The 21,549-nt window shown below is 54.8% G+C and carries 17 protein-coding genes; 13 read left to right on the top strand and 4 right to left on the bottom strand.

Features of this window, described 5'->3' with window-relative positions; translation table 11 throughout:
• The first annotated feature begins 15 nt into the window (after window positions 1–15).
• The 11 genes from OK438_00725 (at window position 16) to OK438_00775 (ending at window position 13,489) form a co-directional block, all read left to right on the top strand.
• Complete coding sequence (locus OK438_00725; GenBank protein MDA4123960.1) at window positions 16–774, top strand: ABC transporter permease; 759 nt, start codon at window positions 16–18, stop codon at window positions 772–774.
• Between the two features lie 20 nt (window positions 775–794).
• Complete coding sequence (locus OK438_00730; protein MDA4123961.1) at window positions 795–2,951, top strand: bi-domain-containing oxidoreductase; 2,157 nt, start codon at window positions 795–797, stop codon at window positions 2,949–2,951.
• 120 nt (window positions 2,952–3,071) lie between these two features.
• Window positions 3,072–4,097 (top strand): glycosyltransferase, encoded by a 1,026-nt coding sequence (locus OK438_00735; protein ID MDA4123962.1) that lies wholly within the window; start codon window positions 3,072–3,074, stop codon window positions 4,095–4,097.
• Between the two features lie 159 nt (window positions 4,098–4,256).
• Window positions 4,257–5,468 carry a glycosyltransferase family 4 protein gene (locus OK438_00740; GenBank protein ID MDA4123963.1) on the top strand — a complete coding sequence of 404 codons (1,212 nt, stop codon included), beginning with the start codon at window positions 4,257–4,259 and terminating at the stop codon, window positions 5,466–5,468.
• Between the two features lie 212 nt (window positions 5,469–5,680).
• A complete protein-coding gene (locus tag OK438_00745; GenBank protein MDA4123964.1) occupies window positions 5,681–6,772 on the top strand; it encodes a glycosyltransferase family 4 protein in 1,092 nt (363 codons plus the stop codon).
• A gap of 136 nt (window positions 6,773–6,908) precedes the next feature.
• Window positions 6,909–8,267, top strand: a complete 1,359-nt coding sequence (locus OK438_00750; protein ID MDA4123965.1) for a nucleotide sugar dehydrogenase — start codon at window positions 6,909–6,911, stop codon at window positions 8,265–8,267.
• A 194-nt stretch (window positions 8,268–8,461) separates the two neighbouring features.
• A complete protein-coding gene (locus tag OK438_00755) occupies window positions 8,462–9,337 on the top strand; it encodes a glycosyltransferase (GenBank protein ID MDA4123966.1) in 876 nt (291 codons plus the stop codon).
• A 103-nt stretch (window positions 9,338–9,440) separates the two neighbouring features.
• Window positions 9,441–10,226, top strand: a complete 786-nt coding sequence (locus tag OK438_00760) for a glycosyltransferase (protein MDA4123967.1) — start codon at window positions 9,441–9,443, stop codon at window positions 10,224–10,226.
• Window positions 10,219–11,466, top strand: coding sequence for a hypothetical protein (locus OK438_00765; protein ID MDA4123968.1), 1,248 nt, complete (start codon window positions 10,219–10,221; stop codon window positions 11,464–11,466). The genes OK438_00760 and OK438_00765 overlap by 8 nt, the downstream gene beginning before the upstream one ends.
• Before the next feature lie 123 nt (window positions 11,467–11,589).
• A complete protein-coding gene (locus OK438_00770) occupies window positions 11,590–12,639 on the top strand; it encodes a glycosyltransferase family 4 protein (protein ID MDA4123969.1) in 1,050 nt (349 codons plus the stop codon).
• 61 nt (window positions 12,640–12,700) lie between these two features.
• Window positions 12,701–13,489 carry a glycosyltransferase gene (locus OK438_00775; GenBank protein ID MDA4123970.1) on the top strand — a complete coding sequence of 263 codons (789 nt, stop codon included), beginning with the start codon at window positions 12,701–12,703 and terminating at the stop codon, window positions 13,487–13,489.
• Window positions 13,490–13,503: 14 nt separating this feature from the next.
• On the opposite strand, the gene OK438_00780 is transcribed toward OK438_00775, so the two are convergent.
• Window positions 13,504–14,724, bottom strand: a complete 1,221-nt coding sequence (locus OK438_00780) for a glycosyltransferase family 4 protein (protein MDA4123971.1) — start codon at window positions 14,722–14,724, stop codon at window positions 13,504–13,506.
• Window positions 14,725–14,839: 115 nt separating this feature from the next.
• Between OK438_00780 and OK438_00785 the strand changes: the two genes are divergently transcribed.
• Entirely contained in the window at window positions 14,840–16,195 is a 1,356-nt protein-coding gene (locus tag OK438_00785) for a hypothetical protein (protein ID MDA4123972.1), read from the top strand.
• A 344-nt stretch (window positions 16,196–16,539) separates the two neighbouring features.
• Here the strand turns inward: OK438_00785 and OK438_00790 are convergent, their stop codons facing one another.
• Together OK438_00790 and OK438_00795 are read right to left on the bottom strand one after the other, a co-directional pair.
• On the bottom strand, window positions 16,540–17,157 hold the full coding sequence (locus tag OK438_00790) for an FkbM family methyltransferase (GenBank protein MDA4123973.1): 618 nt from the start codon (window positions 17,155–17,157) through the stop codon (window positions 16,540–16,542).
• Window positions 17,158–17,751: 594 nt separating this feature from the next.
• Window positions 17,752–18,690 (bottom strand): aldo/keto reductase, encoded by a 939-nt coding sequence (locus OK438_00795; GenBank protein ID MDA4123974.1) that lies wholly within the window; start codon window positions 18,688–18,690, stop codon window positions 17,752–17,754.
• Between the two features lie 253 nt (window positions 18,691–18,943).
• Here OK438_00795 and OK438_00800 point away from each other — a divergent pair, with 253 nt between their 5' ends.
• Window positions 18,944–20,044: an alpha-hydroxy-acid oxidizing protein gene (locus tag OK438_00800; GenBank protein ID MDA4123975.1), complete on the top strand. Its 1,101-nt coding sequence runs from the start codon at window positions 18,944–18,946 to the stop codon at window positions 20,042–20,044.
• Between the two features lie 89 nt (window positions 20,045–20,133).
• On the opposite strand, the gene OK438_00805 is transcribed toward OK438_00800, so the two are convergent.
• Window positions 20,134–21,303 carry a glycosyltransferase gene (locus OK438_00805; GenBank protein ID MDA4123976.1) on the bottom strand — a complete coding sequence of 390 codons (1,170 nt, stop codon included), beginning with the start codon at window positions 21,301–21,303 and terminating at the stop codon, window positions 20,134–20,136.
• Between the last annotated feature and the right edge of the window lie 246 nt (window positions 21,304–21,549).

A 21,549-nucleotide genomic window follows, 5' to 3' on the forward strand; every position in this document is an offset into this window, starting at 1 on the left:
TGGTCCTCGTACAAAATGCAGGTAGCCATCGCCATCATGGGCGCGCTTGTAGGGTTCGCGTCTTGGGGCTTTAATGCGAGCTACAGAAACGTCACAGTCACATTCCAGTCCTTCCAATCGACCCCCGTTTATCAGACATCGTATCTGTCCTTCATCATCACTGGGATACTAGTGTCCAACGTTGTACTATCGCTTACAGGTGGATTGACAAGCGGACTCCGTCCGTGGATGCTTGAAAGCATTCTGATGACAGGAATGAGGCCATCCACCTTCGTATTGGGGACTGTGGCCTTTTCCTACTCTCTTTCGGTTGTTTTCTTCATTCCTCAACTTATGATAGGGGTTTTCTTTTTCAATGCGGGCCTAAATGTGAACTACCTCTCCTTCATCGTTTCGGTGCTGATCTCTGGAGTAATCGTCTTTGGGATTTCGATGGCCAGTGTGGGACTACGGCTGGTTACGAAGGTGTCAGACCCCATCAGCTGGATGCTCGGAATCTCCATGTCGCTTCTTTCTGGACAGACATTTCCAGTTCAGTACCTCAACAACTTCTTCCCCGGCATATCAAACATCTCGTGGGCCCTTCCCTACACCTGGATCTTCGACATCATCAGACTCTCGACCCTGACAGGCGCGTCGATCTTCGAACCTAGCGTTGCCGTGGCCTTCCTCGTCAGCCTCGCCTATGCGTTGGTCCTCGTTCCGGTCGGCCTCTACGTCTTCCTTTGGGGACTTCGCAAGGCGAAGAAGCAGGGAACCCTGGGCTGGTTCTGAGTCATGCTGGTCGACTCCCGATGAAGCAAGTAATCGCCGAGGCAGGCAAGATCAAGGTGATTGAGGTTCCGGTTCCTCAGTGCAAGGATACCGAGGTCCTCGTCCGTTCCGAGTTCTCTCTGATAAGCACCGGCACGGAAACGTGGACGCTGGAATCCACCAGGCCCATAGGGGCAGGCGACCTCGTTGCGGACTCGTCCAAACTGAAGAAGGCTGCCGGTCTTGCCGCTGGCGTGCTCAGAAAGGAAGGAGTCGGCGGGTTGGTAGACTACGTGAAAGCGGTCAGGAATCCCGAAGTTGCTCTGGGATACAGTCTTTCTGGGGCGGTGGTGCGGATAGGCAAGAACGTGACTGACCTGACCGTGGGTGACCACGTCGCATGCGCCGGGGAGGGCTACGCCTGCCATGCTGAGTACGTAGCGGTCCCGAGAAACCTCGTGACGAAGGTTCCAGAAGGGGTGAGCATGAGGGACGCAGCCTTCTCGACCCTCGGAGCTATCGCCATTCATGGTTTCAGGCGCAGCGGCTCCGCCCTGGGTGAGACTGTCGCTGTGATAGGAGCGGGATTGGTTGGAAACCTGGTGGTCCAGGTTTGCAAGGCCGCAGGATGCAGGGTCGTGGCACTCGACGTTAGGAAAGAGAGACTCGAGCTCGCCGAAAGGGTTGGGGCAGGCCTGACCCTGGAGATTGGTGACCAGAGCCTTCTAGATCATATTCTCCACTTCTCGAATGGGAGGGGCGTTGACGGGGTGATAGTTTGCGCATCAGGACAAAGCAATGATCCTGTAAACCTCGCATCAAAGCTGGCCAGGGATAGGGCAAAGGTCACAATCGTGGGAAGAGTCGGGATGGACTTCGACAGGAAAGACTACTACCAGAAGGAATTGGATGTCTCGATGTCCAGATCCCTCGGGCCGGGTAGGTATGACGTGAGGTACGAGGAGCAGGGGTCCGATTACCCCCTCAGCTATGTCCGCTGGACCCTCAACAGGAACATCGAAGCCTTCCTGGATATGCTCTTGCAAGGGAGTGTCTCGGTTGGAGAGCTCGTAGGTCAAGAGTATCCCATCGAGAGGGCATCGGAAGCGTACGAAGCCTTGAAGACCACTTCCAAGGTCGCTCTAATGTTACGATATTCAACTGAGTCCGTTCCGGCTGAGACCTTCGCGGTCCAGGAGGCAAAGAAGACTGCAAAGAAAGACGCCTTAGGCGTTGCACTCGTCGGACCTGGAAACTACGCTAAGGAGATATTGCTACCACTGCTCCGTAGAAATAGGAGATTCACTCTCAGGTGGGTGGTCTCATCGGACCCGCTTCACGCACGACAGGCCGCCCGACGCTATCATTTCGAAAACTTCGCCACCGACTTGGACAATGCCTTGGGCGACCCCCAGACCGACCTAGTTGTGATTTGCACCCCCAACAACACGCACGCTCAGATGGCGATAAGGTGCGCCCGAGCTGGGAAGGCGGCATTCATTGAGAAACCGCTCTGCATCACCGTTCAACAGCTTGAAGAGGTAATTCAAACCCAATCGGAGACCCGTCTTCCCATGATAGTGGGGTTCAACCGGAGATACGCTCCCCTCGTCTTGAGGATGAAGGAAAGGCTTGCGCGCCTTGACGGTCCGATACTTATCAATTACAGAGTCAACACTGATCTAGTACCTTCGATTCGATGGTCGCAAGACCCCAGCATAGGCGGAGGGCGGGTCATTCACGAGGCATGCCACTTCTTCGACCTTTTCAACTTCCTTGTTGCGGCAAGCGGACCTAAGGTGTCTGTTACCTCAACAGATGTCAATTCCTCCACGGCGGTAGCGCGAGACAACTTCGTCGCGGTGCTCAAGTACCCGAACGGTTCGGTGGCGTCGCTCACCTATTCTTCCCTCGGGACGAAATCGATGGACAGGGAGAGGATAGAAGTTTTCGCTCAGGGACAGGCCTTCGTCTTGAGCGACTTCGTACGTCTGAATATCTACGGTGTGAGGAACGTGGAGGTTAACCTCAGAACGCAGGACAAGGGCCATGCTAGAGAGTTGGAGGAGGTGTTCAACGCGTTGACCTCCAGTTCATCGAGACTGATCACATTTGGAGAAGCAGTAGAAGCGATGAGGACCACATTCGAAGTGGACTCCAAACTCAGAGAGCTCGAAGGGCTCTCCAGAGAGAAGTAGGTAGTAGGTTTGCTGAAGAGTTTCAATGACCGTAGCCAGTTCGACATCAAACTACAGGCCAGCAATCAGGCCATGCACCTCCTCGCCCATACCGATCCGGAAGAATCAAAGCGAACGCGGGTGACCCATCAAGAATACGTTGGTGCGAAGGACGCACCAAGGGTTTCAATCATCCTCCCGCTCTACAACTCTGCGAAGGAACTCCCCTCGGCCCTGTCCGAATTGGACAATCAATCCTTTCGGAACAGGGAGATAATACTTGTGGACGATGGCTCCTCTGATGAGACTTGGAAGACGGCAACAACTCTTTCCACCGGTCGAGCCGATCTTTTCCTCTTAAGGACCGAACATCGTGGACCAGCCCACGCTCGCAACGCAGGGTGGCGACAGTCTCGTGGTGCTATAGTCTTCTTCTCCGAGTCAGATTGCGTCTATGATAAGACGTACCTACAGCGAGCAGTCGAGTGTCTTGACACGCAAAAGGAGGCTGCCGCCGTTTGCCTTACAGGGGCTCCGCTCATTACCCGGTCGACCCTGGCCACGGAGTGCATTGACATCGAGAACAAGGTGCAGCACCGTCTGCTCAGCCAGGGGAAGATCAAGCCATTCTATGCGTGGGTCTATCGTCGGGAGGTCCTGGTGAAGCTGGGTGGCTTCGACGAGGACCTCTTTCAGGCAGAGGACAAGGATCTATTCAGGAGGCTCAAGAATGCCAAATTCGAGGTGGCATGGGTTCCAGGCGTGAACTGGCGACACATACGAGACCAGACCACCCTTGACCTCTCAAGAAAGTGGTTCGGCCGTGGGAGGACGAGGCTTCTCTACCTGCTTAAGCACAGGCGCACACTTGAAATTCTCAAGACTGTGCTGCCTTTGTGGGTAACTGTGCTTGGCGTAGTCCTGTCAGTGTGGTTCCCGTTACTCGGCGCTTTGGTTCTCCTCCTCGTTGCAGTGGCGTTCTTGGCCAATACAGTGAGAATCACTCTGATAGCGTGGTCGTCGGTCACGAGAAGGCGTTATTTCATCGGGTACCCGCTCTTCACTATTGCTCGGAATTTCTCCACGGCATTTGGATACTCCTCGGCGATGATCACGATTCTAGTCAGAAAACTCCAAGGCAAACAATTGACATGGGACACCCTGTAGGATTGTCACAGAACGGCAGAAGGGAGCTGACTTTCCTTGCCGCAGAGATCGACATCGGTGAAGGGAACGGGCACTCGGGACGAGTCCTCCCGCAGGAATCTGACAGGAAAGGAGACTATGAATGGCCCTCTCCGGGGCTCAAGCGATTCCACCTCGGCCATGGAACGAATTGACCACGAATTGATAACCAAGGTTTGCCGTTTCGTCGGCGAGTATCCTAGAGCTGGGGAGGCTTCATATGGCCTCCAGCCAGTATTTGTGAATCTATCTGAGGAACAGGCTCGAATGGGCTACGAAGTGCATGTGATTGCGAGAAGGAGCCCCGGGCAGCCTTCCCACGAAACAGTGAAGGGGGTAGAGATTCACAGGGTCAACAGCCCCTTCAACGTAACCGCCCTGGACCTCAGCCTGAGGCTCACGGGGGGCGAACCTGGATGGGTTCTTCACCCGCATGCTACTTCGGGCATCTTCCTGAGTATCACTAGCAGATGGGGACGCACCCCTCTCGTGTGCCATTCACACGGCACGTCCCGGTCTCACAACGTCCCCATCAGCCTGAGTCATGGGGAAATCAAGGTTGAACAGTCGAGCGGCGGAATGCCTTTCCATGTGGTGCGGGAGAGGATGCTTTGGTCCAGCGCCGACAGGCTTCTCGTAGTGAGCAAAGCCGTAGAGCGTGACGTGACAGGAACCTACGGCATCAATCCCGAGAAGGTCAGGGTTGTCTACAATGGTGTCGATGCCAGTCTTTTCAGTCCAAAGGAGGGTGTTCCCCTCCCAGCACAGCTGGCTGACCTCGGCGGAAAGAGAATCGTCCTCTTCGTTGGTCACTTCGGGCTGCGCAAAGGAATCTTTTACGTCATTCGTGCGATGAAACGTGTCAGGTCGGAGATCCCGGACGCACACCTGGTGTGTATTGGAGGTACACCTGCCTGGCTCGGGAGGACTGATTTCGAGCAGATGCTCCGGGGAGAAATGCAGAGGAACGGGGTGGAGGACTGCGTGACCCTCCTGGACGCCGTGAAGAACACAGAACTAATTGGGTTTTATCGCCACTCAGAGGTCTTTGTCCTTCCCACCTACTACGAGGCATTCCCAAAGGTGGTAGTGGAGGCGATGGCCTGCGGAAAGCCTGTCGTGGCCACTAGGACCGGAGGGATTCCAGAGCTGGTGAAGGATGGCGAAACAGGTTTGCTTATCCCATTCGGTTCACCCGACGCCATCTCGGAGGAACTGATTGCGCTCTTGGAAGATGAACACACGAGGGCCGCAATGGGCAGGCGCGGAAGAGAGCGCGTTGAAAGATTGTTCACCTGGCATGCCGTGGCAGAAAGGACAAGATCAGCCTACGACGAGCTCATGCACAACTGAGATGGTGAATTCTCTTCTTGAATATTGCTCGACGAGTGGTGCCAGAACAGTTGATGAGAGGCATTAGGCGCCTCGGTGTTAGTGTTGCTCCATAGCCGCCAGATCGGTCGACCGCGTCCTGCCAGAAACACTCCTTGTAGCCTGCGGCCGTCAGCTCGCTCCTAACTGACTCACCACAAGGGTTGATTGAACTGGAAGTGAGAATGCTGATAGTGACCTGTGACCCTCCGGTCGGTTCTGGGGGGATGGAAGGGAGGGCGTTAGCATATACCAGAGCTCTGGTCAGGTCGGGAGTTCACGTCGAAGTGGCGGCGCTCGCGCCTCACCAAGAGATGTCCGTGGAACCATACCAAGGAACGACACTGACTCGCCTCTCCTCGTCTATCCTCCAGCTTCCCAGGACCTTCGGAGCGCTGGTCCGGATGATTAGCCGTTCATCGCTCGATTCCATCTTCATCCTAAGCGGTGGGTCGACTGCTGCCGGTCTTCTCGTCTTGGGCTTCTCTCGATTGACTGGGAGGAAAAGCGGCATCTTCTTCTACGGCAGGGATATCCTTCAGGCTAGGCAGCAGACTAGTGGAAGGATCTCACTTATGCTATCGATTCTCTTGGCGGGAAGGGTTGCGACCAATTCCAGATACACGGCAGGGCTGCTTCCGCTCGGACCAAGGAGCCCTTTAGCTATTATTTATCCGGGCGTCGATGCCAGGATTGCTGAAGGTCCGAGCTTTGACCAAAGCCATCAGCAGAGCCGGCGAATTCTTTTCGTAGGAAGGCTCGTAAGGAGAAAGGGAGGGGACCTCCTTCTGACTGCATTCAGTCTACTGAGACCCACATTCGCTGACCTCCGGCTCGACATAGTGGGTGATGGGCCCGAAATGGGAAACCTCCGCACCCAAGCAGACGAGCTCGGCCTGGGAGACGCCGTCACCTTCCACGGCGCGCTCTATGGGAGGAGTCTTTGGGCGAGGTATGCTGAAGCTTCCATCTTCGTGATGCCTTCCAGGCAATCGAAAGTCGACGCGGAAGGCTTCGGTACGGTCTTCCTCGAAGCGGGCGCTTTTGGCGTCCCTTCCGTAGGTACGCGAACGGGGGGGATTCCCGAGGCCGTGATCGACGGTGTTACCGGAACACTCGTCAGGAGCGAAGACGTCGAAGGGCTGAGGGCAGCGATCCAGGGCCTTCTCGCCGACCCCTCAGAGATGGGACGAATGGGGAAGAATGCTCGACAGCGTGCCTCAGGGCTGTCCTGGGAAGCCAGTACGACCGAAGTTTTGTGCCTCTTTGAGAGTGATGTCGCATGAAATACATCGCCATTTCCGGTCACCGGGGGAGCCCAATGGTCGCAAGGCGCCCTCTGGCCACCATTCCTGGTTCGAGCAAGTCCAAAGCGAATCTCCTATTATCCGAACTTCCCGGGTCTGGGGCAAGCGAACAAAGATGATTTCAAAGCACACGGTTGGGATGGTAGGGTTGGGCTACGTCGGACTTACTACGGCAGCTTGCCTAGCATCAAGAGGCATTCGCGTGGTCGGAGTCGACGTCGACCAGCGCAGAGTCGCAACTCTCTCGAAGGGGATCGTTCCTATTCACGAGGAAGGGGTGGACTTCCTCATAAAACGGGCGCTCGGTTCAGGGCTAATATCCTTCCACGAGAGCTATGAGGCGATAAAGAGCTGTGATATCGTCTTCCTTACCGTGGGAACACCGGGACTGCCTGGTGGCACGATTGACACCAGCTACGTAGAAGCCGCCGCCGGAGCTGTGGGCAGGCTTCTGAAAGGAAGGAGAGAGTACCCCGTAGTCGTCGTCAAGAGCACTGTTACTCCTTCGACTACGCAAGAGAGAATCCTTCCCATTCTGGAAAAGGAGTCGGGTCTCAAGTGCGGTGAAGGATTCGGACTTGTAACGAATCCGGAGTTCCTGAGAGAGGGGAAGGCAGTCTGGGACATGATGCATCCCGACGCCGTAGTCCTCGGGAAGGTGGACCAACGCTCAGTGCGGGTCATGAAATCGCTTTACGGCAGAGTCTATGTGAAGATGCCCCCTCTATTGGTGACCGAAGCAGTGAATGCAGAGTTCGTAAAGTACGGAGTGAACTCCATCAGAGCCGTCCAGCTCAGCTTCATCAACACCTTGGCCAACATGTGCTCCAGACTGGGAGGCGCCAAGGTCGACGAAGTCGTACGAGGGCTCCTCCTGATCAATCATATCGACAAGAGGTACTCCCGCGCAGGGCTGGGGTTCGGGGGGAGCTGCCTCCCAAAGGACACGAACGCGTTAATCTCACTCGCTCGGTCGATGGGCGTCAACGAAGGCCTCCTGAGTATGGCAGTGGAGGTCAACGAGGGCCAGGCTAACGAGGCGATTGCCATGGCAGAAAGTCTCATTGGCTCTGTCAGGAGTAAGAGAATTGCCGTCCTAGGCTTAGCATTCAAGGCAGGAACCGACGACACGAGAGAATCGGTCGGAATTCGCGTGGCAAAGTCGCTTGTAAGCAAGGGAGCTGAGGTCACAGCGTACGACCCAGCCTACCTTGTTGAAAAGCACAAGGAGGATTCGTTCAAGCTCGCGAGGAGCGTCTCCTCCTGCATCAGAGGTGCAGATTGTTGCATCGTTACGAACGAGTGGGACGAATTCAAGAGACTCAGTCCTCGGGCCTTCAAGAGTCTGATGAGGCAACCAGCCGTGGTTGACGGCAGGGGTCTGTATGACGTCAAGAAGTTTACCCGCGCGAAGGTTAACGTGCGCAGAATAGGCGTCGGAGTGCTGCCGATAGACCTCGGCCGTAGGCTCTAGAGTGACCCCGTCTGATCAACCTGCTCAGGGTTTGTCCCTCGTGAAAGACCAGTCTATCTCCATGGATGCGTCTTCGAGCAATCAGAGCCTCAGAGACGGGGCTCAGAGACGAAATCAGAGACGAGGCTGAGCCTGTACGTCTATCTCTCTGGCTCTCTCCCGCTCGTTGTCCCGGCCCGGTGCTCATTAGACAAATGCTACCTCGAGTCTCAGTGGTAATGACGAACTTCAACAAAGGGGCGTATCTTGAACTTGCGATAAGGAGTCTACTCGGCCAGTCACTCGGGGACTTCGAACTCGTCCTCGTGGATGACGGGTCGACTGATTCCTCGAGCGAGATTATCAGGGGGTTACAAGAGACCGATAGTCGGATTAGGTTACTTGAACATCCCAGGAATCTAGGTCCTGCAGCCGCAAGAAATACCGGCGTAAGGGAAACAACGTCAACCCTGGTGACTTTCATGGACTCGGACGACCTATTCTCTCGAGACAGGTTGCAGAGACTCGTGGATCTTGCCGCGAACAATCCAACTCCTTCACCCATCTACTCGGATCCCGTGTATATCGACTCCAAGGCAACAACGGTCTCCACCTCTCCTTCTGACTCCGCCTTTCGACCCTCTGGGATGATCCTGAGTTATCTGCTAAGCGGGGCTTTCAGATTCCACGGTGGGCTGATAACGGCGAAGAAGATCTGTTTCGAAGAGGTAGGCAAGTTCGATGAAACCCTAACCTGGGGGGAGGATTTCGAGATGTGTCTTCGCCTCGCTGCTAGCTATCCCATCACATATGACGGGGTTTCAACATACGGATACAGAATCTACGATCAGAACACGTTAAATAGAATTTCAAAGAAGAAACGGTGGAGTGTGCAAGGCCAAATACTCGAGAAGCATCTTCGCATGAACATGGGGGCACTGGATTCCGAAAGCGTCAAGCGTTCCTTCGATTATCTATTCTCCTGCTATGTAGCGAGTGGACAGTGGTCCAAGATCCTACGCTATGGGTTCACAAGAAAGGAAGGATTCGAGTCCATGGTCGGCTTGCCGATTCGCGCTCTGCGGCGATGACAGTTCATCCGGAGATAACACTGTGAACTACGAGGAGGCCTACCTACGCGATTAAGAGGGCTGCCGATGGACGAACGGGAGAGTCAGGGAAGGAGTTAGTCACATGACCAGATACAGCGTCTGCATGACGTGTTTCAACGAAGTCGCAACCGTCAGAGACTCTCTCAGCAGCCTCCTCGGGCAGCTTAACGAGAATTTTGAGGTCGTCATCGTGGATAACTTCAGCAACGACGGGACATACGAAGTACTCAGGGAATTCGAACAGTCCCACGGGGTGAAGGTTATTCGGAGGCGATGTTCGCGGGGATTGGGCCGCCAGTTCGCCTTCGAGAACGCATCGGGAGAGTACATAATCGCGAACCTGGACCTTGATGACACATTCCTGCCTGTCCTGAATGAAGTGGTGACGAGGTATCACGAGATAGTTGGAGGGAAACTGTTGGCAGTATTCAACTCCTCCCCCCCTCCCGACATGACCAGGGGGTGGACGCAGAACATCACAATCGGCCCTCAGAAGCTGATCGCGTCGCTTGGCGGGTGGCGCGACTTGAACGTGTTCGAGGATTGGGACATCTGGAGCCGGGCGAACAAGCAGCAAAGTTTCGGTTGGACTTCGTTCAGGTTTGCGGCGAACGAGACTCTTCATCCGGTGTCAAGACGGGCTCTCACCAGGTTGGTCCAAAGGTATGAACGGTACCGCAACAGACTCCGGCTCGGATTGAAGATCTTCAGCCCCGGCGAGAATATTGGCCTTTCGCAGAGGCTTGCCTATACTGGTGCCCGACTGTCTCTCCTTTCCCAGGGAGCTCTCGTCGGCCAAGATCCAGAATTCAACTCGCTGGACATTGGTCTCTTCATCGACTTTGGGGCAGGCGAATCGCGTGAATAGTCCGAAGGGGGAAGGTGGAGAAGAGGAACGAAGCTACGATGTTCATGGGGCAGTAGCGATGAGACTGGTCGGTCATGACCCGGTTTCTGAGATAATTGATAGGACGCTGAGTTTCTTTAGGTCTCCGACAAAGACTCCCGATCTAACATTGGTCCTCGGACAATATCCGAGCCAGGAATGGACGCCCACTGGAACACTCGTCGGAGACAGAATCCTCTACGACCCGGAGAGCAGAACGACGAGTGTCCTTCGCAACAAGGCCACCAAGAAGGTAGTGAGGTCCGAGGCCGAATACGTGGTGATCGGGGACCTCCGAGCTTGGGGAGAACCGGTGACCGTCTACGTTCCAAGCCTGCGGAGACCCATGACTCCGCGGAAGACTTTCGGTCGAGATGTCAGGCACGGCCATTTGAGGCGGGCTATGCTCGCCGTGGCGGGTAACCCCCTCGGGATGAGACAGGTTGTCCGACAGGCTGAAATGATAACTGAGGCTATTCTCGAGCCGTTCCTTTTCTACAGGCTCCCAGCAAAAGGACTGAGCCTCATCCACGCTGCTTCCGTCTGCTCCCAAAGCGCTGCGACGGTGTTCGCTGGGTCGGCGAACATCGGTAAGAGCACCCTTGCGCTCCGTTTCGCGAAGGAGAAAGCAGCCTTCCTAGGAGACGCCCTAGTAATCTTGGCAGAGAGTGGCGAGGTTCTGCCATATCCCGGGCTAGTCAAGCTGCACGGGGGACACTTGGCATCATTCCCAGAACTCAGAATTCGCCTTACGGCAGGAATGGGTCCGATTGGTACCTACCTCCTTCGGAGCGAGCTGTCCGCCAACCCCATGGAGGCGCTCGAATCTCTCCCACAGCGCGAGATGGTGGAGCTATTCGATGAGGTCATTATACCGAAACGCTGTAAGCTGAAAGAAGTCGTACTTATCAGACGGGGACCCTTCGCTGAGGCCAAAGTCGAAGAGATTGACCCCGAGTTGCTAGCCCGAGTCCTGTCTGCGGAAATTTATTGGGAGGCTGAGGCTGCTCCGTGGCGCAACGGACAATTCATCTACGCTCCCTCGGCTGCCACCGGGAGGGACTTCTTTCAGGAGGCAGCGGAGCATCACGCCAAAGTTGACGAGATCATGCGTAGGGGAGTTGCCAATGCGAAGTGCTTCATGGTAGCTCTCCCGATCGAGGCGCCTGTCCAGATGGTTGAGGGTCTGGTCCCCGGGTTCAGGGGCTCGACGCAAGACTGAGAAGCCGACTGTGGAGATGGCCTCGAGCTCGCCGGGTGCTTTCGATTTTGAGTCAGCGTTTGGGAACCATCGATTGATTGACGAACCTTCGAGACGCATTCCTTCAAGGTTGGTCTGTGCTCCATGAAGATTGCGATGATAGGCGCGCGTGGCGGAGGCGGGATAGCCACGCACATAAATGAGCTTTCAAGACAACTTGAGTTGCGTGGCAATAGTGTGGCCCTCATTTCGCCGCGCCATCTTTCCCCGCCACTTGCGTTGGCTAGGTATGTGAAGAAGCTCGCGGCGGGTTACGACATTGTCCATATCCACGGGGATTATGATGTCCCAGGCCTCATTGCGGGGCTCCTTGCTACCAAGGCCCTTGGGGGTGGCACAGTCTTCACTACGCATGGCACTGGCTCCAGGTACTGGCGACCGGGGAAGCGGTGGGGGGCCCTCTGGAAAGACTCGGCCAAACGGGTCGATGTCATCATCTCGGTCTCGGAGTATGTCAGACGGAGATTGGCGCAAGTCCTGGGCGAGAACCCCCCTAAGCATCACACAATCTACAACGGTGTGGACACGCGTTTCTTCAGCCCAGCCGAGGATTCGTCAGAGGCAAAGCGCGAACTGGGGGTCTCGGGGAAGTATGTCCTTCTCTATTTGGGAAGGCTCGCTCCGAGCAAGGGGATAAGCTATCTTCTCCGAGCTATGCCCTCGCTCAAGAACGAGATTCGAAACGTGATGCTGCTAGTCGGCGGCCGAGGGGAGATGGAGGGGGATCTCAGGAGAGAGGCGGTTGAGTTGGGAGTTTCAGACGTCGTCGAATTCAGAGGATTTGTCCCTCAAGAGCTCCTCGTCAGCTATTATGGGGCCAGCGATGTAGTGGTGGTTCCGAGCGTCATTGAGGCCATGGGGATTGTCCCACTGGAAGCCATGAGCATGAAAAGACCCGTCGTCGGGGCGAGGACGGGGGGAATCCCCGAGCTTCTGACCAACGGGCGGACCGGATTCCTAGTCCCACCCAGGGACCCGGAGGCGATTGCCAACGCCGTAAAGACCCTCCATGAGAATCGAGAGCTCGCAGCCCAGCTTGGGGAAAACGGGCGCATGATAGTTGAGAAGAGATTCAGCTGGGAGAGAATAGCTCAGGAAACTCTTGAAGCCTATGCCGACGCACTGTCAGGCTGAGCCGACAGCGTCGGAAAACGTCTCAGAAGTGTGATGGCACATTCTCAAATATAGCATCTGTATCACTCACTACAACTCCGGAGCAACCGTAGAGAAGTCCATCAATAGTATTCTCAGTCAAATTGACGATCAGTTTGAAATCGTAGTCGTAGACAACCTGAGCAAAGACGGCTCGAGATCGATTCTACAGGAGCTCGCAAGACGAGGCTTAATCAAGTTAATCGAGAAGAAATGCTCCCGTGGCAAGGGGAGAGAGATAGCATTCGAGGAGGCAAGAGGTCAGTATGTGATCTCAGGTCTGGACATGGATGAAGCCTTCAAACCGAGGCTGCTATCGCTCCTCGACTTCTACCACAAGAAATGCGAAGGGAAGTTGTTGCGAGGAAAATGGCAAGGAACGATTGTCGCCCCCCGGCGTCTGGTGGCTGAGCTCGGCGGTTGGAGGGATTTGCAATACAGCGAGAATTGGGATCTGCAAAAACGTGCGGCTCAGGTCGGCCTTTACAGATGGACCATCTTCTTGCTCACGGAAGGAGCTGAGAACCGCCATCCAGAGAGATGGAGTTTCCGCGGGGCTACAAGATACAGGTATATCATGTATCGAGAGAATCTGAGAGTAGGGCACCGCCTGTTCCAACCTAACGAGTCCATTGGCTTGCAGAAAAGGCTCATTGAGTTGGCAGCTCTTGTTTCCCTTCCCTTCTACGGGTCATACCGCGGAGGCGTCGCTGGCTTCACATCAAACGAACTGGAGTATTTTGTAGATTCGAGAGATTGGTGGTATGATGGGACTGACGCCGAGAGGGAACGTGAACGGTATGGGACACTGTTGGGAAAGGAGTTTCCTTGATCCTTGAGCGGTCCTCAAGGGGCTTCAGAGTGTCTGGAAAGCTGGACAAGCTCGCGCTTCACGGTATTCTCCCACGAGAAGTTCTCAGCGAGCTGACGCGCCTTCTTGGCAAACATCTTTCGCTCTTCTTCGGCTCGCAGTAATTCTCTAATCTTGCTTGCGAGGGCGGAGGGTTGATCGACCGGGAAGAACACAGCCGCGCCCCCGTAGACCTCCTTGAGCGGCGGAATATCGGACAGGAGGCAACAGAGACCGCAACCCATCGCTTGAGACACAGCTTGGGCGAAGCCTTCCATTCTCGAGGGGAACACAAAAATCTTTGACGAGTTCAAGAGTCTTACCAGCTCCGCGTCCTCGACGAACCCTCTGAATTCTACATTTCTCTCGAGCCGAAGTTCCTTTGCCATTCCTTTGTAGCGTAGGACGTCCTCGGGGTCGCCCCCGCCCAATATGACCAACTGAGAGCCCGGTTCTTCTTGGACCACCTCATTCCAGGCTTGCAGAAGAACGTCAATTCCTTTCTGAGGTGCCAAGCGGCCGAGAAACGCCGCGTCGAAAGTCTTCGGTAGGTCAAGAGGGCGGAACTTTACTGTATCCAGCCCATTCCCAACCACCGTGCAGTCTTTGATTCCAATGTGCTTCTCGACATCTTCCCTGGTTGCCTCAGACAAGGCAATATGAACATCAGCGTGATTCGCAGCAAACCTGTTAAGAGCCGGCAGCAGGCTCTTGAAAACGGCTCGAACGGGATGGAAACCCCTTCGCGTTCGATCGATAATGCCCTTTCCAAACGAGACGAAGGCTGCGGGCCGTATTTGGTGATAGACTACTATTAGAGGAGCACCGAACAAGAGTTTCAGCAAGAAACCTACCCAGAGGTTCTCGATATCCTGGTTGTACGCATAGATTGCTACGGGCCTGGAAGGATATCGTCGGATCGCTGCTTTCAAGGAAAATAGCGAGAGCATGAGGAGTTGGCCAATGCTCTGAGGTGGAATGGGACAACGTCCCAATATCATTTTGGTGTAGAGTTGTTCATTCATTCCGTCCTGAATTGATGGTTCCTTCTCAAGTGTATAGAATTCAAACCCCAGTGACCTGAACGCTTTGACTTTCTCTATGTACCCTCTTTCGTCACCCCGAATTTGGTGCCCCCAGGCGTAGGTATGGATGAAAGTGCCGACAATGAAGCGCTTTGCAGGAGACTTCCCTGTAGAAGAGACTGACCGTTCCAACCTTTACCGGGCATCCCGCAAATCTCTTAAAAAGTAGAGCAAAGACGAAGCGACTCCCGCGAGGATATTCAGTTTATTACCGATCATCAAGGCAGCCTGACGAAGGCACGAATTATTGAATCCCACTCGAGGACCCCCCGCCGACGGCTCCGCCGGAAAGCCATACTCGGGGGCTTTCATTGAACTCGAAAGCATTCAGGTACATTCGGACACCCTTCTTCTCAGGATCTCGTACCACGAGGTCCTAGATCCACTCCTAACTTCGGGACTGTTCTACGCAAAGTTTGACTTCCCAATCGAGCAGGTGCCCCCTTCCATACTCTCGATTCCCCTCCTTGGATTCCTTGCACCACTGGGATGGCTTACAAATGCGGAGATTCGGTTCGGAGACGTTGACGAAGAATACCTGAGTTCGCTGCCTCGGGTGGCCCAGGAGTTCAAGAAGATGTACCCGAAGATACCTTTCTCGGGGAGAATCCTGGCCAATCCAGTGAAGAACAGTTCGCAGTGGGACCATGAGAAATATTGCATACTCTACAGCGGAGGAGTCGACTCCACCACCTCCTTGATCCGAAACTTCGAAAATCACCCATCCATCTTGACCGTTAGAGGAGCGCCAGACGTCCCGCTCCAAGATGATGAATACTGGAGGCGGGTCCAAGAGCGTATCCAGCCTTTCATCAGTGGCCTTGGGGTCGAGAGCCATGTCGTTGAAACAAATGCCTTGGACATGATCAACCTCGGGGCCATCAAGGCCAACTTCAAGTTCCAGCTCCGAACGGGCTGGTGGGAGGATCTCACTTTTGGGTTGTTCCTTGTTAGCATGTCCGCCCCGTACACCTTTCTCAACCAGATTGGTAACGTGATGATTTCTTCTTCCAATACGGCGAAGTCCCAGGTACCATGGGGTTCGAGTCCCATGACAGATGAGAAAATCAGGTGGGGAGGTATTAGGGTGATTCATGATTCATATGACCTTGAAAGGGTCGAAAAGATTCGTCAGGTCGTTGTCCCATTTGCGAAGAGCCACGGTGGCACGGTTCCGCTTAGGGTGTGCACTGGAAGCAGGCGTGTCAGGCTTGCGAGCAACCAGCTTAACTGCGGTCAGTGCTCCAAATGCATGGTGATTGAGCTCACTCTGATCCTCTCGGGGGCTGATGCGGGTGAAAGCGGCTTCGACATCTCCCCCGCCTCGCTGTCGGCGTTGAAGCACAATCTGGAGGTCGGATTATTCAGCAGGGAATATGACGAGTCCAGCTGGATGTTCATCAAAGAACACGCCAGATTTGCGCCCAATGAGATTGTGTCCAGACACCCAGGTCTTCGCGAGTTTTTCAACTGGTTTGCGGATTGGGACGAGAGGCCTACGAGGAAGAGCAGGAGCTGCGTAGATAGAATGGCGCCTCGAGGGAGCCGGCGGAGGGACATAGCTAGGGCAATGTTCGCCAAGAAGGAGAACCGGACAGAGTGAGGCCACAACACATCAACTTGATTCACGAGAGGGTCAAGTGACCTGGCAGAGGAATATTCCACTCGGCCTCAGGTTCTCGTAGTGATGCTACCCCCCAAGGCTCGCCCGCGCGACCAACTTGGGGAGGTCAGATCAGCATACTCGTATCAGCATACTCGTCAGAGCAGATGAACCGTCTGCTCTTGCGGATACAATACTCGGACTCCTCTCGACGAGGGGAAAAGAGTTGAATACTCAGCCCGAAGCGAATCTCTAGCATGAAGCTTCTCCTGGGGTATTGTCGCGAAGAATGTTCTTGCCGCCTTGAGCGGGCAAGCATTGGGCAGCGAAGTCCGCAGGCTTTGCTAATTTGAAGAGTGATCTCTTCGTTTCGCGAGAATTAGCCCAGCTTCGTACCGTGGACTCGAGCTACTTGAATTGAAGCTGAAGTGGAGATCCCATTTCCTGGTAATGTTGAAGCCGGCGCTTTTCAACTTCTCTAGTATTGGCTTGGCTCCATAATGATACTTGAGGGCTATCTGAGAGAAATGTGCAAGATCCTCTGCAGACGCGTTCAGTAGGAACTCGTACTCAGAGCCCTCCCCATGGAATTTTAGGACCGCCTTTTCAATTCCGAACCTCGATATGATGTCGTTCAGCGAATTGAACCTCACCTCTTGTCCGTCGTTCGACGGAACAGCGTTGGCCCAGAGGTTTCGTTCCGAACGAGATAGCTTCATCCAACCCGAAACGCCCGCTCCTTCGTTCAGGAGTATCACTCTATCATCGAAGCCATTCGCTGAGATGTTGTGCTTTGCGTGCGCATACGTCGCAGGATATGGCTCGAACGATATCACTCTGCGCGCACCTTTAAGGCCAAAATAGATGGGCGTGTCTCCGATACTCGAGCCGATATCGACTACGTCCATCCCTTCGACATCCAGTCCTCCGTACGGTTCGTGTATGAAGAACTCTTTCAGCACGACCAGCGTGCCATACCTATTGCCTTCATAGGGGAACGCGAGGTTCCTCCCTTTGAAACTGAAGCGGAAAACTCCCGCGTGCTCCCCAAGAACATCCTCATCGAAAGGTGAGGGCTTATAGGCCGCACGAACGCGTTTCGAGAACTCATTTCGATCTGCCGAGTTCCTGACGTTAAATGGCCGTCCCGCGACGGTGGCCGTGAAGGGAATTCTGATCCCGAGCCTCCAGAGAAGGAAACCTAACCATCCCTTAACGTGCGACGGGATCCATAACTGGTAGGCAAGGCTCGTCTTTACTCTCCGCGTCCAAGAGCTTGGACCAATCAGCCTGAGACCGACTGCCCACTTCAGTCGATACAGAATCCATGCGAATCTCCCCATTTCTGAAACTGGAGTCTTGGATGGCCTCATCAGTTGCAAGCCGGCCAACGACGGTGATTGGAACTCCTTTTCCTCTGTTTGAATCGTCATGGCTGGAGTAGTTGAAGGGAAGTGCGAAACCTATTAGGGCAAATATGCCCTTCTCACAGGTTTTCAAGTCAGGCCCCCCCGAACACGGCAACATTGGCGAAGTCGTAAGTGGGCCCAGTGCTGTCAAGCCGCCAGAGCGCGCTCGAGCCCAGAGAGGGCGCCATCCGGGACCTTCATCTCAAGAACTCCGAGGTACTCGACCACTTGACCCGGTTTGGACGCGCCTACAACCGGGGCGGTAACCGATGAGTTGCTGAGTACCCAGGCCAGGGCTAGCTTACCCAACGGAACGCCTGCTCCTTCGGCTATCACGCGGAGCCGTTCGATTGTCTGAAAGTCTCCTTCCTTCGTTACCTTATCCCAATACCTCCGGTTTGCCAGTCCCCTTGAGCCTAACGGGGGCGGCTTACCCACCTGGTACTTGCCAGTGAGGAATCCTCCCCACAGCGGACTGTAGGTTAGGACGGACATCTGATGGGCTGTGCAGTAGGGGAAGAGGTCCTTCTCGGCGTCCCGGTTCAGAAGGTTATACGGCGGTTGGACAGCGACCGGCTTGGCGAGTCCGAGCCGCTCGCAAATTCCCAACGCCTCTTCAAGCTGGCCCAAAGTGAAGTTTGAGACACCAAGGTATCTCACCTTGTTCTTCTTGACCAGCCCATCGAGCGTCCTAAGCGTCTCTTCCAAAGGCGTGTGCGGGTCGAACCTCTGCACATAGTAGAGGTCTATGTAGTCTGATTTGAGGCGCTTCAGGCTTTCTGCAACCTGCCGTTCGATGTATTTGCGTGAGAGATCAGCAGTCCTTGGTCCTTCACCTGTCAGTATTCCGACTTTTGTTGCAATCAGGACCTGGCTCCGGATGGCGTGTAAAGCATTACCGATTATCTCCTCGGAGCGTCCTCCGTTGTATACGTTCGATGTGTCAAAGAAATTAATCCCTATTTCGAGCGCCTTGGATATGATGGCCTTGGATCCGTCCTCGTCCAGCTGCTTTCCGAAGTTGTTCGTGCCCAGGCAGAGACGCGAGACTTTGGGACCATCGGGTCCTAGGGTTCTGAAATACACGCCGCCTCGTCTCCTTTTCGCGAGTATTCACTCTTGCGCCTGATGCGAAGGTGAACTCGTGTCCTCTCGTTGCCCCCAGAAGTCCTTCCAGGAGGAGATGAGATGTGTGATTCTCGACTCTGCGGTGCGGCCATGATCCGCGTCGTTTTGCCCCCTCGAACTTGACCAGACGCTTAGATTTCCCCCTCTTCGCTTTGGATTTTGCCGTTCCAGCTTAAATAATTGAAGCCGTCCAAAAGTTCGACGAGTTATCATGGTTGGCAAGGAACTCCCAGTATCCTACGAAGGCTGGGAAGAGCTAGCCCGGAAAACTCTTAACGAAGAACGGTTCAGGTACATCGCAGCTGGCACCGGCTATGATGAGACGATCAGTGCAAATCTTGAGGCGTTCAGGAAATGGAAGATTGTCCCTAGGGTGCTCAGGGATGTCGGGAATCGAAGTAGCGCGGTGACGCTGCTCGGGACGATCGCCTCCGCCCCACTCCTCCTTGCTCCAGTGAGGGCGCTCGGTTACATCCATCACGATGGGGACATGGGTGTTGCAAGGGCGGCCGCCGATCTCGGGGTGCCTTTAGTCGTGAGCACTTTTGCGACGACCCCCATTGAGAAGATTGCGGAGGCAATGGGGAACGCGTCGAGGTGGTTCCAGCTCTACCCGGGTACAGATCCTGAGATAATGAAGAGCTTGGTGCATCGCGCGGAGGTATCGGGGTACTCGGCTATCGTCGTCACAGTGGACAAGGCGGACAACTACCCTCAGTACAGCGGCCCCCGAGGGCACGAATACGATCTGACCGGTTACGAGGTCTACTTTAGCGACCCAGTTTTCGGGGCAAAGTTTGGCGGAAGGCCCGAAAGGCAGTTCGAAGAAGCTCTAAAACTCTGGAAAGAGGTTCGGCTGGGACCTGGCCTCTCCCTAGACGACCTTCTTATGCTTACAAAGCAGACAAGGCTTCCGGTCATCCCCAAGGGTATCCTAGATGCGAGGGACGCTGCGCTCGCGGTCGAGAATGGTGCCGCCGGAATCATAGTCTCGAACCATGGAGGAAGGAGCCTCGACGGGGAGGTGGCGAGCCTGGACGCACTTCTCGAAGTCCGCAAGGTTGTTGGGAAGGAGTTCCCCGTGCTATTGGACAGCGGAGTCCGGTCGGGAACTGACATGGTGAAAGCTTTGGCGCTGGGCGCCAACGCTGTGCTAGTTGGGAAGGCCTACCTTTTCGGGCTTGGAGTGGCGGGTGAGCTTGGGGTAAGGAAGGTCCTGCGCAGACTAATCAGGGAATTCGACTCGGCCATGGGTCTCTGCGGTGCATTGACTGTCGGCGACATCGACAGGTCAGCGGTAGTGAGTGCGTAGCCCTTCGCTCCCAAGTCATCAAGGGTGATGTTTCGGCTTTGGCACGGTGCTCGCAAGATCACATGAATTCCTTTGCCTTGACCCCAGCTTCACTTTGCGTGAACCAGCGCGAGAACCCTGTCCACAATCCTGGGAATCCTCGATTCGATGGAAAACGCTTCAAAATGCCTGGCTTGATCCTCCGCTTCTGAGTGGAGAAGCCCATGGTCCTTCTGGACGTTCTTCAGAGCACTCAGAAAGCTCTGATAGTCCGAGTCGACCCAGACGACGCCCTTCAAGTGTGAGTAGTCAAGCTTGCTGATTTCAGTCTTTGTCGCAATGATCGGCGTGCCTACGGCAACGGACTCGGCGATCTTAAGCCAGTTGGAGTGTGTTGAGAATCGGAACTTCGTGCTTACGGGGCAGATAGTAACGTCGCTTGCTGCTATGTAGTCAGGAAGCTTGGTGTAAGGAATTGTTCCAAGCATGGTGAATGAATTACCTGCTTCTGTGCTTCGGAGCCTATCAAATTCGCCAAGCAGCGGTCCTTCTCCACCAATCAGGAAGTGAGCGTTGGGTATCTCTCTCGCTAGGTTTTCTATGAGTGGGACGATGATTTCCTTTATCATGCGATAGGAGTGCATTAAGCCAAACCAGCCGATTACAAATCTACCCTCTAGCCCCAACTTAGATTTCGCGTCGTTTGGCTTGACTTGTGGTTTGAAAACCTCCGGATCAATCCCCCTGAAGATCCCAAGTACCTTTTTCTCTGGAATGCCCTCGGATATGTAAAGCTCGGAGTACGCTTCTGAAGGCAGGATAATCAGGTCAGTTTGTCTGAGCAATAGCGAACGGATCAAAGAGAGCCGCCTGTGTATCTTCGTCCCCTCGTTCAACTCGCCCGCGGCGATCTCGAAATCCACGTAGGGGTCTCTTTGGTCTAGAACAAGCTTCACACCGAATCCGCGCAAGATCATCTGGCACGCCAGACGCGCCCAAGGCTTCTTCCTAAGGAATAGCCACTCGTCCTCATAGACCACCTGAATCCTTCGAGTGGCGCAGTACAAGGCTAGAGGTAGAGCTTGGAGCGCCTCGGGGAGGTGGCCCCCCCTTGGAGCCCTGAGCACGGCGAATTGTATCCCGTCTTTGTTCCATCTTTTCTTGGGTCCTCCGAGCTGCACCCAATTGACCGTGAGCCCTCGCCTTTTCATTTCCTCGGACACGTAATAATTTTTCATGTTGTGAATGTCGGGAGGATAATTCATTCTCCCGCTGAACAAAAATGCGACTCGCGGCCCCCCCTTGGAACCAACATCCTGCGGACTCGCTCGGGCCACAGAATCGCTTCCTAAACTATCCTTAAGAGGTTATGGAGCCCCATGAGACCTCTCTTGTGAAAGGACGCGACTTGCATTGGCTCAGCGAAGCCGATTATTTCCAGATGGGCACTTCTCTGGCAGGCGCTGCTATCTCAGCCCATCGGTCTCCCGCGGCCTATCGTGGGAGGCCTTGCGCTCGAAGTGACC

Source organism: Nitrososphaerota archaeon, from assembly GCA_027887005.1.
GTDB lineage: Archaea > Thermoproteota > Nitrososphaeria > Nitrososphaerales > Gagatemarchaeaceae > UBA183.